At 64.5% G+C, this 13,631-nt stretch carries 8 protein-coding genes; 5 read left to right on the top strand and 3 right to left on the bottom strand.

What is annotated here, in order from left to right; all coding sequences use genetic code 11:
- Positions 1 to 5 precede the first annotated feature (5 nt).
- The 4 genes from D0T21_RS16195 to D0T21_RS16180 are packed head-to-tail and all read left to right on the top strand — an operon-like array spanning position 6 to position 3,149.
- The gene (locus D0T21_RS16195) at positions 6 to 1,430 is read left to right on the top strand and encodes a glycoside hydrolase family 19 protein (protein ID WP_116990625.1); all 1,425 of its coding nucleotides are present in this window, start codon (positions 6 to 8) and stop codon (positions 1,428 to 1,430) included.
- A gap of 47 nt (positions 1,431 to 1,477) precedes the next feature.
- Positions 1,478 to 2,212: a YoaK family protein gene (locus tag D0T21_RS16190; protein ID WP_116990624.1), complete on the top strand. Its 735-nt coding sequence runs from the start codon at positions 1,478 to 1,480 to the stop codon at positions 2,210 to 2,212.
- 44 nt (positions 2,213 to 2,256) lie between these two features.
- Positions 2,257 to 2,658 (top strand): GFA family protein, encoded by a 402-nt coding sequence (locus D0T21_RS16185; RefSeq protein WP_116990623.1) that lies wholly within the window; start codon positions 2,257 to 2,259, stop codon positions 2,656 to 2,658.
- A gap of 5 nt (positions 2,659 to 2,663) precedes the next feature.
- Entirely contained in the window at positions 2,664 to 3,149 is a 486-nt protein-coding gene (locus tag D0T21_RS16180) for an arsinothricin resistance N-acetyltransferase ArsN1 family B (protein WP_116990622.1), read from the top strand.
- Between the two features lie 78 nt (positions 3,150 to 3,227).
- Here D0T21_RS16180 and D0T21_RS16175 read toward each other — a convergent pair whose 3' ends face one another.
- Together D0T21_RS16175 and D0T21_RS16170 are read right to left on the bottom strand one after the other, a co-directional pair.
- Positions 3,228 to 5,243, bottom strand: coding sequence for a DUF871 domain-containing protein (locus D0T21_RS16175; protein ID WP_147328117.1), 2,016 nt, complete (start codon positions 5,241 to 5,243; stop codon positions 3,228 to 3,230).
- 83 nt (positions 5,244 to 5,326) lie between these two features.
- Complete coding sequence (locus D0T21_RS16170) at positions 5,327 to 8,419, bottom strand: ligand-binding sensor domain-containing diguanylate cyclase (RefSeq protein ID WP_229211498.1); 3,093 nt, start codon at positions 8,417 to 8,419, stop codon at positions 5,327 to 5,329.
- 128 nt (positions 8,420 to 8,547) lie between these two features.
- On the opposite strand from D0T21_RS16170, the gene D0T21_RS16165 reads away from it, so the two are divergent.
- Positions 8,548 to 12,342, top strand: coding sequence for a response regulator (locus D0T21_RS16165; protein WP_116990619.1), 3,795 nt, complete (start codon positions 8,548 to 8,550; stop codon positions 12,340 to 12,342).
- Here the strand turns inward: D0T21_RS16165 and D0T21_RS16160 are convergent.
- Positions 12,336 to 13,457 (bottom strand): branched-chain amino acid ABC transporter substrate-binding protein, encoded by a 1,122-nt coding sequence (locus tag D0T21_RS16160; RefSeq protein ID WP_116990618.1) that lies wholly within the window; start codon positions 13,455 to 13,457, stop codon positions 12,336 to 12,338. The two genes, D0T21_RS16165 and D0T21_RS16160, sit on opposite strands and share 7 nt — an antisense overlap.
- Positions 13,458 to 13,631 lie beyond the last annotated feature (174 nt).

Here is a 13,631-nt window from a genome sequence, read left to right as displayed (position 1 = left end):
ACGCGATGAAATCAGTTCACAGCATCGCTGTGCTGAGCGCCTTGCTGCTTGCCGCCTGTGGCGGCGGCAGCGACGGCGGCCAGGCCGACAGCAGCGCTCCGCGCGTACTCTCCGGCGGCATCTCCACCGCCGCCGCCACCGCATGCCCGGCATGGACCGCCACGGCGGTCTACACCGCAGGCATGTGTGCGATCTACCAGGGCAAGCAGTACGAAGCCAAATGGTGGGTGCAGGGCACCGCGCCCAATCCCACCGATGCCTGGGGGCCGTGGAAGTACATTACCGACGCTCCCGATCCAACAACGCCGCCAGATCCCGGCACGCCGCAACCGGGCGGCGTGCCGACCAAGGCGCAAGCCGAGGCGCGCGAAGTCCAGCTGACCGACAACGATTTCTTCCGCACCGTGAAGGCATCGATCCGTACGCTGGACAACGCGGCGGTGGACGCGGTATCGCCCGGCGCGGCGGCCAACCCGGCCAACGTCAAGCGGGTGGAGCGTTTGCTGACGTCGGCCAAATGGGACTACTACTTCGGCATCCGTGAGCCCAGCTATACGTACGGCCGCTTCCTGCAAGCGGTGGCCAAGTTCCCGGCAATCTGCGGCGACTACACCGACGGCCGCGATGCGGACGCCATCTGCCGCCACTCGCTGGCGACGATGTTCGCCCACTTCGCGCAGGAGACGGGCGACCACAACGCCAGCCTGCCGCTGCCACAATGGCGCCAGGGCCTGAAGTATCTTCGCGAGATGGGTTGCGACGAAACCGGCACCAACTGCGGCTACAACGTCGAATGCTCGGACCCGGTGTTCAACACCGTCTGGACCTGCGGTAAAAACGCCGACGGTACCTTCAAGAAGTACTACGGCCGCGGCGCCAAGCAGCTCTCGTACAACTACAACTACGGCCCGTTCTCGCAGGTGATGTACAACGGCGACCAGTCGGTGCTGCTGAAGAATCCCGACCTGGTGGCGTCGACCTGGCTGAACCTCGCCTCGGCGACGTTCTTCTTCGTCTACCCGCAGCCGCCCAAGCCGTCGATGCTGCATGTGCTGGACGGGACCTGGGTGCCGAATGCGGCGGACAAGGCGGCCGGCGCGGACAACAACTTCGCCACCACCATCATGATCATCAACGCCGAATGCGGCACCGGCACCGAGAAGGCGGCAGCGCAGAACCGCATCGACTACTACAAGCAGTTCGCGGCGGACCTGGGCTGGAACATCGGCAGCGAGCAGCTGTCCTGCGCCACGATGCAGCGCTTCAGCGGATCCAGTTCGGCGGCCTACAACATCTACTGGGAGAAGAACTGGAGCAGCGGCGGCGACTATCAATGCCAATTGGTGAGCTATCAAACGCCGTACAGCGCTCTGATCGCCGGCAACTACACCAAGTGCGTGGAGAAGAACTGGGGAGTAACGCTCAAGTGATCTGATGGCATACAATGGTCTGGCCGACAGTAACAGGGAGGCCAACCATGCCTATGCACTACCTGCGGGCCCTCACCAGCCCGCAACGCACCAACATCAGCAACCGCCGCCTTGGCCGTTCGCTTGCCTTCGTGGCTGGCGCGGTCAATGCCGGCGGTTTTTTCGCAGTGGGGCAGTACACATCGCACATGACAGGCATCGTCTCGTCGCTGGCGGATAGCGCCGCGATGGGCGAGATGCGGGTGGTGGCTGCAGGCCTGGCGGCGTTGCTGGCTTTCTTGCTGGGCGCTGCCACTTCCGCGATCCTGATCAACTGGGGCCGGCGGCGCGGCGCGCAAAGCCAGTATGCGCTGCCGCTGATCGTGGAGGCAGCGCTGCTGTTGTGCTTTGGCCTGATGGGCGCCAGCCTGGGAGCTTCCGGCCAGGTCTCCGCCATCGTCGCCTTGCTGTGCTTTGTGATGGGACTTCAAAACGCCATTATCACCAAGGTCTCGCGGGCAGAAATCCGCACCACCCACGTCACCGGGCTGGTGACCGACATCGGCATCGAACTGGGTAAACTGTTTTACTGGAACGCCGGCACCGCATCGGACCGGGTCGCGGCCGACCGCGGCAAGTTGCTGTTACTGGGTTCCCTGCTGGCGATGTTCCTGCTGGGTGGATTGGCCGGCGCGTTCGGCTTCAAATACCTGGGCTACATCTCCACGGTGCCGCTGGCCGTGGCCTTGCTGTCGCTTGCCATTATCCCCGTCATCGACGACATTCTGCTTGCCCGGAACTGAAACTGCGCCGTTCGTTTATACTTGTCATAAGGAGAATACGCCAGATGATGAGGACTTACAACGGCAGCTGCCATTGCGGCGCGGTGCGCTTTGAGGCGGACCTCGATTTGAGCCAGGGCAGCCTGCGCTGCAATTGCTCGTTCTGCTTGAAGATACGCTGCTGGGCCGTGATGGCCAAGCCGGAAGCCTTCCGCCTGCTGGCCGGCGAGGCCGAGATGAACGTCTACCAGTTCGGCGCGAAGAACGAGCATCACTACTTCTGCAAGCATTGCGGCGTGCGTCCCTACGGCATCGGCAACTCGCCGCGCTACGGTGTATTCTACGGCGTCAATGTCGCCAGCCTAGATGGCGTCAGCGACGAGGACCTGGCCGGCACGCCGATTACCTACGTCGATGGCCGCGCCGACAACTGGATCTCGCCACCCACCGAAACCCGCTATCTTTGAATCCGATGATCAGACCCGCTACGCCAGACGACGCCGCAGCCATCGTCGCTATCTACAACCACTACATCGCCACCACCACCATCAGCTTCGAGGAGCATGCGGTCACGCCGGAGGACATGGCTGGCCGCATCCGCGACGTCACTGCCGGGCTGCCATGGCTGGTGTATGAACAGGACGGCGAAGTGCTCGGCTATGCCTACGCGACCAAGTGGCGCGCCCGCAGCGCCTACCGCTTTGCCGCCGAGACCAGCGTCTACGTGGCGTTCGGGCAGGGCGGCAAGGGCATCGGCTCGGCGTTGTACAAGGCACTATTGGAAGAACTGCGCGGGCGAGAAATCCACATGGCGATAGGCGGCATCGCCCAACCCAACGAAGCCAGCGTGGCACTGCACGAAAGCCTGGGTTTCGAGAAGGTCGCCCACTTCAAGCAGGTCGGCCGCAAGTTTGATCGCTGGATCGATGTCGGCTACTGGGAGTTGCAGCTGTCCTAGCCCGCAATTCCCCTGCCGATCTGTCGTAACAGCAGCATGCCGCCGTCGTTCACGATGAAATATTCGGGCTAGCCCGGCCTACTTCGGCCAGCGCTTTGAATACTTCGTCTTGATCAAGTTCGACACGTTTTCGAGGTCGCCGTAGTTGCTGTTGTTTTGCCAGGTCGTGTACATAAAGCCGTCGACGCCGGTCACACCGTCCTTCTCAGCGGCATCGAGGCTGTCGAGCCATTGCTTGGTACGGTCCAGGTTGCTGTTGTCGTCGTAGTAGAGCGCGATCATCTGGTGGAACTTTCTATCGCTGAAGAATTTCAGCGAGGGGACTTGCAGGTTCTTGTCCGTCCGGTTTTGAATCCAATTCATGATGGTCGTGTTGCTCTGCAATCCCTTCCAGCCGTCCAGCAGCGAGCCGTTGACCGCCAGATAATGGTCGACCGCGTTCGCGTTGGGATCGAACATGTCGTTCCAAACATACATGTCGATGTTCTGGTTCTCGCCCGACAGCATGTTTTGCATGGTTCTGGTGGTGTTGGCCAGGTACTCGCCCGCCGTCAGATTGCCGCAGGAAGGGTCCCAGTTCATGATGCGCCATTCGTCGTAGTTGATGAAGAATTTAGACGATGTGAACAGTTGCTTGATGTTCTGGTAGGCGGCTTTTTGGACGTCGTAGTATTTGCTGGAGCAGGAGTTGCCCGGCGGGTTCCAGACCGGCATCATGTTCGTCGCCTCCTGGTAGCTCGACACGCGCAAACGCTGCTTGTCTTGGATGGCGCTACCGGCCGGAATGAGCAGCGACTCGACGCCGACTTGGTAATCCTTGCCTTCGGTGTAGACGGTGCGCCCGTCGTCGGCGTCGGCGCTGACCACCACCGGCAGCGATGGCCGGCGCACGGCGTGGGCCAGGCCGATCTCGCGGATGTCGATATCGTCGATCAAGGCGAAGCCGGTCTTGGTGGTGCCGTTGCCCCAGGCGCCGATGTAGAGACGGAAGCCTTTGTATTCTCGGGTGTTGAAGTCGATGTTGTAGCGTGTCCAGTCCTGGGTCGTGGCGATGGCGTTGGCCTTATCGTTCCACTTGCCGTTTGTACTGCCCCAGCCGAGGTAGTTGCGGCTCAGGTAGAGCGGTATTTCGGTGTTGACGTCGTCCGCTGCCGGCGGGTAGATTTGTATGCGCAGCGGGGCGTCGTAGTTTTGGGTCTTCACCGAGAAGGACATGCGGTAGGCGGTGTGCGCTTTGAGGTCGGTGAAAGGCCGATACAGGCGCGCCCGGCCATTCGGATCGGTCTGGTCCAGCTTGACAGCGCCGTTTTGCTCGCTGGTGTCGTAGTGGACGCTGGTGTCGAACAAGTACCAGCCCTCGGTGCCCTTGTCGAAGCCGCCGTTGCTCACGATCGTGCCACCCACCGGCGTCGCCTTGCTGCCGTTCACCACGAAAGGTGTATTGCTGACAGGTAGGGCCTCGGCCAGCGTGGGGTCGATTTTCGCCGCGACGTCGGGGCTGCCGCCGACCGGTATCAGTTCGATGCCGTTGTCGCTGGCCAGCTTTTTGATCTCGTCGAAATTCGCCTGGAATTCCGGTGCCTCTCCCGGTTTAAGCAAGGATGTGTAGGAATCGTCGCTGCCGACGTTTAGCATGATGCCGTTGTAGCCCGCCTGTTTGGCCCGGCCGATCAGCTCGACGAGTTTTTTGTAGGAGGCGTTGTCGTTGCCGCGCTTGTAGCCCAGGCCGCCGTAGTAATAGATCCAGCGTTTCTTGAAGCAGTTCTCGCAGGCTGGCGTCACGTCGACCGCGACATTGCGCGTTATGGTTTGCTCGCCGCTGGTGCAATTGATGGTGTAGTTCGTGCCGGCCTGCAGCGGTGGTGTGGCATAGCTTCCCGACAAGGGAATTGGACCGGACCAAGACGCCGAACAGGCCGTCGCGTTGCTCGCGTCCCAGGCCAGATTGACGCTGTGGCCTTGCTCGATGCTGGTGGAGCTAGCCGAGAAATAGACCGTCGCCGTTTCGGCGTAAGCATGATTGCCGATGCCGGTGGCAGCGAGCAACAAGGAAAAGGGAAGGACGGGCAGGCTGGAGGTGAGTTGAAAGCGCATGGTTCGGGATTTGTTGGGGAAAGGGTGTCAATAATAACAACATTTCACCACTCGTGGACTTTAGGCGCACAAGACCAAGTTGGTCAGACCAGCTGGGCCGCGTTGTCCAGCGGCGCCAGCACGCTGCGCTTGCCGCCTTCGGAGCGGGCGCGGTACAGCGCCTGGTCGGCCGCCAACACCAGGTCCTCCGCGTTGTCGTCCTGCGTCGCCGGCAGCGAGGCCGCGCCGATGCTGGCGTTGATGCTGCCCGACGGTGCTTTCACGTTCGGCAGGTTCAATGCGTTGATGGCCGCTTCCATGCGGCGCGCGATCAGCATCGCTTCTTCGCCGCTGGTGCCGGGCGCCAGGAAGGCGAATTGATCGGCGCCGTATCGCGCCACCAGGTCGCCGGCCCGCTGCACCGCGCCGTTCAGCGCATTGGCCGCGCGTCGCAAAACGTCGTCGGCGGCCTGTTGGCCGTAATGGTCGCGGTAGGCGCCCAGCTGGTCGATCTCCACCAGCCCGATCGCCATCAGCTTCTTTTCGCGCGCCGCGCGGCGCCATTCGCGCGCCAGTTGGTCATCGAAGCAGCGGCGGTTGGCGATGCCGGTCAGGCTGTCGGTGGCCGACAGGTTGGCCAGCTTGTGCTGCGTAATCCGCAGCGTCTCGGTGCGTTCCAGTAGCAGTGCCTCAAGTTCGCGCGCCCGCACGCTCAGGCGCCGCACCATCCAGCGGAACAGCAGTACCAGTAGCGCTACCACCAGCGCCGCCACGGCGCTGCGCGCCCACCACGTTTCCCACACCGGCGGCGTGATCGTGATCGGCAGGATGATCTCGTCGCGGCTGGACACGCCCTTGTTGTTGCTGCCCTGCAGATGGAAATGGTATTTGCCGGGCGCCAGATTGGTGTAGGTCGCCACGGGATGTCCGGCATCGGCTTGCACCGGTTGCTTGTCGAAGCCTTCCAGCCAGTAGGAATAAGCGTTCCTGCGCGGTTCGGCGAAATGCAGCGCGGCGAATTCGATCGAGATGGTGTTGGCGATCCACGGCAGGCTCAGTGAACGGGGCTGCGTCAGGCTGCCTTCCAGCACCACGTCCTCCGGCGGGTTCTTGCCGCCCAGCGAACGATTCAGCACGCGGATGTCGGTGATCGCCAGCTGCGGCGGGCGCGAGGCGCTGCTGTGGATGGCCGGGTTGACTGCGGTGACGCCGCTGCTGCTGCCGAAGTACAGGAAACCGTTGCCGCTGTTGGCGGCGGAGTCCATGTAGAAGCCTTCTGTCAGGCCGTCCTCCACCGAGTATTCGGTAACGGTGCCGGAGACCGGATCGATCTTGCTCAGGCCCGCCGCCGTGGTCACCCAGATCATGCCGTTTTTATCCGAGCGTATCGCTTCGATCAGGCGCGTACCCAGTTCGCCTTTTTCCTGGATGCGGGTGATGGTGAACGCGCCGTCCTTGCCGGCCACCACATGGTTCAAACCCTTGGACGTGCCGACCCACATGCTGCCGTCCGCATCCAGGTGCAGGCTGCTGACACGGTCGCTGCTCAGGCTTGCGGGATTTTTCGGATCGAGCCGGAAGTGGCGGAATTTCCCCGTGGCCGGATCGAGCATATCGAGCCCGCCGCCGCGATAGAACTCGCCGCTCCATACGCGGCCGGCGTTGTCTTCCACCACCGTGGTGGCGCCGTTGACGCCGCGGCTGTCCGGGTTCTTGTCGTCGTGGGCGTAGCTTTCTACCGCGCCGCTGGCCGGATCGTAGCGCAGCATGGCGGTGCCGGTGCCCAGCCACAGCACGCCGCCGCGTCCCGGCGCGATGGCGTTGATGAAGTCCGTGGTCTTGCTGCCGAAGTGGATCACCTTGAATGGCGCATCGTGAGTGTCCAGCCGGTTCAGGCCTTCCGAGGTGCCGATCCACAGTACTCCGTCCGGCGCCTGGTAGGTGCTGTAGATGACGTTGGAACTCAGTGCGCCCGGCCGCTTGGGCGTGGCGCTCCAGGTGCGCACCATCTCGCGCCTGGCCGGGTCGAACAGCGCCAGGCCGTCATCCAGCGCAAGCCACAGCTGGTTGTTGGCGGCGGCGCCGACGCTGCGCACGAAATTGCTGGACTTGACGAAGTCGGGATCGATGTCGCGCGGGACGAAGCGCTCAAAGCCGTGATAGCCAAGGTTGGCGCGGCTGACGCCATCGGTCAGCGAGCCTACCCACAGGGTGCCGCTGCGGTCGCGCATGGTGGTGTTGATGGCGTCGCTGTTGAGACTATGCGCGTCCTCGGCGCGGTGGCGGTAGCTCTGGAACTGGCGTAGCTCGCGGTCCCAGCGCAGCAAGCCGCTGGTGCGGGTGCTGATCCACAGGTCGCCGGCGCGGTCTTCGTCGATGTCGGTCACGCGCTTGGCCTGCACGGACAGCGCTTCGCGCTTGTCCCAGGGCTGGCCGGTCTTCCATGTCACCAAGCCGTCGGCCGAACCTATCCACAGCGTGGCGGCGCTGTCGAAGTACAGCGCGCGCACGTCGTTGGCCTTGGGGTTGGGATGCTCCGGGTCGTCGACGCGGAAGTGCTGGAAGCCGCCGGTGCCTAGCGCCAGGTAATCCAGGCCGCCGGGCCAGGTGGCGGCCCACACGCCGCCCAGGTGGTCGACGGCGACCGCGTTGATGTCGTTGTAGAGCAGGCTGTCCGGCTTGGCGTCGTCGTGGCGGTACATGACGAAGCTGCCCTTGCGCGGGTCGAAGTGCTGCAGGCCGCCCCATGTCGCCACCCACATGCCGCCCTTGTTGTCGGCGACGATGCGGCGCACGATGCGCGCGTTGTTCGGGCCTCCGGTGGGCACGTAGCGGGTGAAGTTGTTGGCCACCGGGTCGAAGCGCGCCAGGCCTTCGTCGGTGCCGATCCACAGCTTGCCGGTTTCGTCTTCGTACAGCGCGGTGACGCGGCCGCCCGGCAGGCTATGCGGGTCGGACGGGTCGTTCATGTAGCGCACCTGCTTATGGCCGTCGTGGCGGAACAAGCCGCCCTCGATAGTGCCGATCCAGACGAAGCCCTGGCGGTCCTGCAGGATGGTGAGGATGGCGCGGCTGTCGGCGCCCAGCGAATCGACGGCGGTGAAGGCCAGCGGGCGCGGCGCCGCCTGCAAGGGCGCGGCGTGCAGGCAGGCCAGCGCGCCGCACAGCAGCAGGCGTAGGACGGGGCGTAAGGGCATGCGCGGCATTCGGGGACCTTGGTATTTTGGCTAGCCAAGTAAAGCACATAATCGGCCGCCGGGGAAGCGTTGGAGAAACACTTTTCCGCTATAATCCATTGACAAATCCTTATGCATCGCAAGGCGACATGAACGGATCTTCAGACGGAGTACCCCTGCCACCGGCGCCGCTGTCGCCCAAGCCGCCCCTGCGCACCTGGCGTGCGGCATGGGGGCAGCTGCGCCAGCGCGGCCTGCCGGGCCGCCAGACCATGCGCTGGGCCACCCTGGCGCTGCTGCTGGCCGGCGGCGCGGTGCTGATCCAGCGCCAGCTGGTGTTCCAGCAGCATAGCCGCGACTTGAAAGCCACTGCGGACGACATCGCGCGCCAGATTCAGATCGATTCCACCGACGGCCGAGTGATGGGCGGCGCGATCCTGATGGGACTAGTGGAGGACAGCGTCAAGCTGCTGCTGTCCGGTGAACTGGTCGCCGATGCCTATCGCCTGCATGTGGACTTCGCCGCCGTCCTCGATCAGTACAGCGCCGACACCGTGTTCGTGCTGAACGGCGAAGGCACCACCGTCGCTTACCTGAACAAAGAGGGCAAGGCCATCGGCGTCGGCCGCAACCTGCGCTATCGCCCTTACGTACGGCGGGCGCTGGCCGGCGAGGCCAATGTCTATGCCGCCATCGGCAGCAATTCGCATGAACGCGGACTGTATTTCGCCGCGCCGGTCTACAGCGGCAATTCGCGCGACACGCCGATCGCCGGTGTCTACACCATCAAGATGCCGGCTGCCGAAATCGACCGCATCCTCGCGCGCAGCAAGGACCCGGTGCTGCTGCTGTCGCCGGACGGCGTGGTGTTCGCCACCAACCGCAATGAATGGCTGTTCACGCAGTCGCGGAAGATCGCGCCGGCGCGCCTGGCCCAATTGGAAAAGGAAAAGCAGTTCGGCGAACTGTTCACCGGCACCGGTCCGCTGCAACTGTCGTTTGAACCCGTCGGCAAGCAGGCCAGCATCCAGGGGCTGACCTACGCGCTGGCCGGCACCGATTTGAACTGGCCTGACGACGGCGGCGCCTGGCGCGTGGTAATCATGCAGGACAAGGGCGAGTGGCTGCCGCTGTGGAACCAGATGATGCTGGCCGCGGCCTGCATCGGCGCCGTCTGGCTGGGCGGCATGGTGGTGACGGGCCGCACCCGCGCCGCCGAAAGCGCGCGCCGCCTGCGCTTCGAGAACGAGCGCCGCATGCGCGAGATCACCAACAACCTGCCGGTGGCGGTGTACCAGTTCCAGATGGATGCGGCGGGCCAGCCGCGTTTCCGCTTCATGAGTCCCGCCATCACCGCCATCACCGGCCTGCAGGCCAGCGATGTGCTGGAAGACGGCGCCATGCTGTTCGCGCTGCTCGATCCCGACGGCCGCGCGGGCCTGCTGGCGCAGATCGCCGACAGCGCGCGCCAGCACTGGTCCATCCACCGCCGCATGGAGTTCGGCGCGCAGGGCATGGTGGCGGCGCGCTGGGTCGACATCCACTGCACCTGCGTGCACCAGCAGGCGGACGAGGAAGTGTGGAACGGCTACCTGGCCGACGTGACGGCCGAGCACACGGCGGCGCAGACGCTGAGCGCCGCCAAGCAGACGGCGGAAGACGCGACGCGCAGCAAGTCGCTATTCCTGGCGAATATGAGCCACGAGATCCGCACGCCGATGAACGCCATCATCGGCATGAGCCACCTGGCGCTGAAGACCGGCCTGACGCCGCGCCAGCACGATTACGTGCAGAAGATCCAGCGCGCCGGCCAGCACCTGCTGGGCATCATCAACGACATCCTGGACTTCTCCAAGATCGAAGCCGACAAGCTGCAAGTGGAGAACCAGCCGTTCGAACTCGATCAGCTGCTGGAGAACCTGGCCACGCTGATCGGCGACAAGGTCAACGCCAAGGGACTGGAGCTGGTATTCGACGTCGCCCCCGACGTGCCGACCGCGCTGGTGGGCGATGCGCTGCGGCTGGGCCAGATCCTGATCAACTACGCCAACAACGCAGTCAAGTTCACCGAGCGCGGCGAGGTGGCGGTGACGGTGCGCGTGCGCAGCCACGACGAGCATCGCGTGCTGCTGCACTTCGCCGTGCGCGACACCGGCATCGGCTTGAGCGAAGAACAGATGCGTCAGTTGTTCCAGAGCTTCCAGCAGGCCGACGCCTCCACCACCCGCAAGTACGGCGGCACCGGCCTGGGTCTGGCGATCTCGAAGAAACTGGCGCAGCTGATGGGCGGCGAGGTCGGTGTCGAGAGCGAATTGGGCCACGGATCGACGTTCTGGTTCACCGCCCACCTGGATATTGGCCAGAACGAACGGGCCTCGCTGCTGCCGTCGCCGGACCTGCGCGGCAGCCGCCTGCTGGTGGTGGACGACAACGACAGCGCCCGCAGCGTGATCGCCGAGCTGCTGCGCGGCATGCGCTTCAATGTGCAGGTGGCGGCGTCCGGCGCCGAGGCGGTGACCATCGTGCGCGATGCCGCCGCAGCCGGCGAGCCGCTGGCCGTGGTGCTGCTGGACTGGCAGATGCCGGGCATGAGCGGCATCGAGACCGCCGCCGCCATCAGGGCGCTGGGCTTGCAGGAGACGCCGCGCCTGATGATGGTCACGGCCTACGGACGCGAGGAAGTGCAGCAGCAGGCGCAAGGCGCCGGCATCGAGGATGTGCTGATCAAGCCGGTCAACGCGTCGGTGCTGCTCAATACCCTGATCCGCCTGCTAGGCGGCGAAGTGGACGACAGCGCGCTGGCGCGTCCGGCGCCGGTCAGCACATTGGCGGCGCTGGCCACCCTGCGCGGCGCGCGCGTGCTGCTGGCCGAGGACAATGAGCTGAACCAGCAGGTGGCGTCGGAGCTGCTGGCCGATGCGGGCCTGGTGGTGGACATCGCCAACAACGGCGTCGAGGCGGTAGCGATGGCGCAGCGTGACCAGTACGACATCGTTCTGATGGACATGCAGATGCCGGAGATGGACGGCGTGGAAGCTACCCGCGCATTGCGCGCCTTGCCGCAGCTGGACGGCTTGCCGGTGGTGGCGATGACGGCCAACGCCATGCAGGCCGACCGCGACCTGTGCACGCAGGCGGGCATGGTGGACTTTGTGATCAAGCCGATCGAACCGGACGACCTGTGGCGCGCGCTGTTGCGCTGGATACCGCCGCGCCATGCGTTGCCGGCGCACGATGCTGCCGGCGGTGATCAGCGCGGTGAGCCAGGATTCGAACTGGGTTCCGAGCTACAAGCGGCGCAGGAAGACGACTTCGCGCACGAGATTGCGGGCCTGGACATGGTGGCCGGCCTGCGCCGCGTGCTGGGCAAGCGGCCGCGCTACCTGGCCATGCTGCGCGGCTTCGTGGCCAACCAGGCTGGCGCGGTACAGCAGATATCGGCATTGATCGCGGCCGGCGACCGCGCCGGTGCCGAGCGCGGCGCGCACACGCTCAAGGGACTGGCCGGGAATATCGGTGCCAGCGCCTTGCAGGTGCTGGCTGGCGAAGCCGAACATGCGCTGTCGCCTGCGGCGGTGGGGGAGGCCGGCGCCGCCGCGCTGTCGGCGCGCCTGGCGCCGCAGCTGGCGCAGCTTGAATCCGTGCTGGCAGGGCAGGTGGCGGAGATTGTTGCAGGCCTGCCGGCGGAAGCGGAACTGGAGAAGGTGGAAGTCGATCCCGAACAGCGCGACGCCGTGGTGCGCGAACTGGGCGCGTTGCTGGCGGACGATGACGCCCGCTCCGAACGGCTGCTGGTGGAACATGGCGCGCTGCTGGCCGCCGCCTTCCCCCAGCACTACCGCAAGCTGGAACAGGCGGTCGGCGATTTCGACATGGAACAGGCGCTTGAGATTCTGAACAGCGCCGTCGCCGCGATGCAGGACGACGGCGCGCTACATCAGTAGGTGGTCAGCGGAACCGGCTGGCCGCCCCTGAAGTTGAAGATGGTGACCGGCGACTGCTTCATGTCGCCGTGTTCGTCGAACGAGTAGGTGCCCGCCACGCCCTTGTACGAACCGGCGCTGATGGCGGCTCCCACTTTTTGCGGATCGATCGAGTTCACCTTCTGCATCGTCTGCGCGTACATCATGGCCGCGTCGTAGTAGGCCGCCGCGTAGACGTCCGGCTCCTGCTTGAAGCGTGCCTTGTACCTGGCCTTGAAGGCCGGGCCGCTGGCAAACTTGTCGAGGATGGCGCCACCCTGCGAGCACAGGACGTTCTCGCCGACGGCGTCGCCACCCAGCTTGCCCATCTCCGCGGTGCAGATGGTGTCGCCGCCCAGCAGCTTGGCGTTGATGCCCAGCTGTTTCATCTGGCGCGCCATCGGTGCGCCCTGTGGCGCATAGCCGCCGAAGAAGATCGCCTCGACCTTCTTGGTTTTCAGCTTGGTCAGGATGGCGGTGAAGTCGAACGCCTTATCGGTGGTGAACTCGTGGCCGGCCACGGTCATGCCGGCGGCCTTGGCCTGCTTCTTGAATTCCTCGGCCACGCCCTGGCCGAAGGCGGTGCGGTCGTCGATCACGGCCACGGTCTTGAGCTTGAGTTCATTGGCCGCGTACAGCGCCATCTTGGTGCCCAGCTGGGAGTCGCTGGCGTTCACGCGGAACAGGCCCTTGTAGCCCTGCTGGGTGATCTTGGGATTGGTGGCGACGGTGGCGATCAGGACGCCGGCATCGTTGTAGGCGCGCGAAGCGGGAATGGCCACGCCCGAGTTGTACGGGCCGACCACGTATTTGACGCCCTGGTCGATCAGCTTCTGGGCCGCTGCCACGCCGGCTTTCGGGTCGCCCTGGTCATCTTCCGATTGCAGTTCGAATTTGAGCTTCTTGCCGGCCACGGTGATCGGCTTGGCGTTCAGTTCCTCGACCGCCAGGCGCGCGCCGTTCTCGTTGTCCTTGCCCGAAAACGCCTGGGCGCCGGACAGCGGGCCGCTGTGGCCGATCTTGACCACGGTGTCCTGCGCGTGGGCGCCGGCTGCGCCCAGCAAGGCGAGGGTGGCTGCAATATGCTTCAATTTCATGCGATCTCCTGATGTTGTGTTGTGAGGTGATGGCAAGATTATCGCCAAAAACGCAAAATATTATCGTGTGACTTGGGCTTTCGATTGGCCTGTTTTGCACGCTATCGCCTTTCAAATGGGCTGCGTTCAGAATTTAATTCGGCGCTCGGCGGTTTCGTGCTTTCTTTTTCCGCA

This window comes from Duganella sp. BJB476, from assembly GCF_003416895.1.
Lineage (GTDB): Bacteria > Pseudomonadota > Gammaproteobacteria > Burkholderiales > Burkholderiaceae_D > Rugamonas.
This window is presented reverse-complemented; position numbering and strand designations above follow the sequence as displayed.

Excerpts from the sequence above, each read along its gene's own strand:
- D0T21_RS16160 (WP_116990618.1), bottom strand. The coding sequence starts at position 13,457 with ATGAAATTGAAGCATATTGCAGCCACCCTCGCCTTGCTGGGCGCAGCC.
- D0T21_RS16170 (WP_229211498.1), bottom strand. The coding sequence starts at position 8,419 with ATGCCCTTACGCCCCGTCCTACGCCTGCTGCTGTGCGGCGCGCTGGCC.
- D0T21_RS16195 (WP_116990625.1), top strand. The coding sequence starts at position 6 with ATGAAATCAGTTCACAGCATCGCTGTGCTGAGCGCCTTGCTGCTTGCC.
- D0T21_RS16190 (WP_116990624.1), top strand. The coding sequence starts at position 1,478 with ATGCCTATGCACTACCTGCGGGCCCTCACCAGCCCGCAACGCACCAAC.
- D0T21_RS16185 (WP_116990623.1), top strand. The coding sequence starts at position 2,257 with ATGATGAGGACTTACAACGGCAGCTGCCATTGCGGCGCGGTGCGCTTT.
- D0T21_RS16180 (WP_116990622.1), top strand. The coding sequence starts at position 2,664 with ATGATCAGACCCGCTACGCCAGACGACGCCGCAGCCATCGTCGCTATC.
- D0T21_RS16175 (WP_147328117.1), bottom strand. The coding sequence starts at position 5,243 with ATGCGCTTTCAACTCACCTCCAGCCTGCCCGTCCTTCCCTTTTCCTTG.
- D0T21_RS16165 (WP_116990619.1), top strand. The coding sequence starts at position 8,548 with ATGAACGGATCTTCAGACGGAGTACCCCTGCCACCGGCGCCGCTGTCG.